Source organism: Pseudomonas aegrilactucae (assembly GCF_019168305.1).
In the GTDB taxonomy this organism is placed as follows: Bacteria; Pseudomonadota; Gammaproteobacteria; order Pseudomonadales; family Pseudomonadaceae; genus Aquipseudomonas; species Aquipseudomonas aegrilactucae.
Genome location: NZ_JAHTBI010000145.1, coordinates 1 through 1,664, shown reverse-complemented (window position 1 = coordinate 1,664; position 1,664 = coordinate 1). Strand labels below are relative to the sequence as shown.

At 56.9% G+C, this 1,664-nt stretch carries 1 protein-coding gene; it reads left to right on the top strand.

The genetic code is table 11. The features are described from left to right. The first annotated feature begins 75 nt into the window (after positions 1 to 75). A protein-coding gene (locus KUO17_RS26015) for an IS3 family transposase (RefSeq protein WP_425274901.1) occupies positions 76 to 1,631 on the top strand; the annotation gives its coding sequence in 2 pieces (ribosomal slippage) (positions 76 to 532 and positions 532 to 1,631; 1,557 coding nt in all). Positions 1,632 to 1,664 lie beyond the last annotated feature (33 nt).

The window sequence follows — 1,664 nt, the reverse complement described above, 5'->3', positions numbered from 1 at the left end:
CCCCCGGTGTCAGGATAGTTGTCGCCTCGCCAGATTTACCTGAAACCAGACTCCGGGGGCGGAAAGAGAGCCGTTGTGCCGTACTATTCCTCTGAGCGCAAAGCCGAACTGCTCAAGATGCTGAGTCCTCCACTCAACCTGACGATGGCCGAAGTCGCTAGGCGCGAGGGCGTTACTGAAATGTCGCTGTATACCTGGCGCAAACGAGCCAGTGCCGAAGGATGTGTGGTGGTGACCGATCCCAAACACCCGACCGAGAGTTGGTCGGCAGAAATGAAATTCGCGGCTGTCACCGAATGTGCCAGCTTGTCCGAGATTGAACTGGGTGAATACTGCCGTCGCAAAGGCTTGTATCCCGAGCAGATTGCTGCCTGGCGGCAAGCCTTCCTGAGTGGGATGGCCCCTCAAAAAGCGCAGCCCAAGGTTGATCGGGAGCAGGCCCGTCAGGATCAGAAACGTATTAAACAGCTTGAGCGCGAACTGCGCCGTAAGGATAAGGCGCTGGCTGAAACAGCCGCGTTACTGGTGCTGCGAAAAAAGCTCAACGACTACTGGGGAGTAGACGACGAGGACAATTGACCGCTCTGCCGGAACGGCAACTGCTGGTGGCGTGGCTGACAGAGGCGATCAATACCGGCGCTCGAAAATCGATGGCGTGCCAAGAAGTTGGATTGACGCTCAGAACGTTGCAGCGTTGGACTCAAACGGAAGAGGTGGTGGCGGATGCGCGTACTACTACAGTTCGCACAACCCCGCCCAATGCGCTGAATGAGCATGAGCGAATAGCGATTCTCAACCTGTGCAACAGCGCTGAGTATGCTCACTTGCCACCCAGCCAGATCGTGCCGAGGCTGGCCGATAAGCAGATCTACGTAGGCTCGGAGTCAACGTTCTATCGTGTGCTTCGAGCTGCCGGGCAGAGGCAGCACCGAGGACGCGCTCAGCGTCCTGGACGTAATGCCGAGCCAACCACGCATGCGGCTCATGCACCAAATCGTGTGTGGTCGTGGGACATCACGTACTTGCCGTCTTCGGTGCGTGGAAAGTACTACTACCTGTACCTGATCGAGGATATTTACAGCCGCAAGAGCGTCGGCTGGGAGGTGCATGAGGATGAGGACGGCGCCAAGGCCGCAGTGTTGCTGCAAAGGAGCGTGATCAGCGAACAATGCCTGAGAGAGCCTCTGGTACTGCACTCGGACAACGGCGCGCCGATGAAGTCGACCACGTTGCTGAGCAAGATGTATGAGTTAGGCATTACGCCATCAAGGGGCCGACCGCGTGTCAGCAATGACAATCCGTATTCGGAGGCTCTTTTCAGAACGCTGAAGTACTGTCCGCAATGGCCGACCAAGGGTTTCGAGACCTTGGATGCTGCAAGATGCTGGGTGCGTGATTTTATCCGTTGGTACAACCACGAACACCGGCACAGCCGGATCCGCTTCGTCACACCGGCAGAGCGTCATCGTGGTCAGGATAGGCAAATCCTTGCCCTGCGCCATGAGCTGTATGAACAAGCTCGAAGCAGGAACCCAGAGCGATGGTCAGGACGCACTCGTAACTGGGAGCCAATTGGTACGGTGCTGTTGAACCCTGATCGGGATCAACAGCACGCGAAGCAAGCCGCATAGCTGGATGGTTGACGCGACAACTACCTTGAAAAA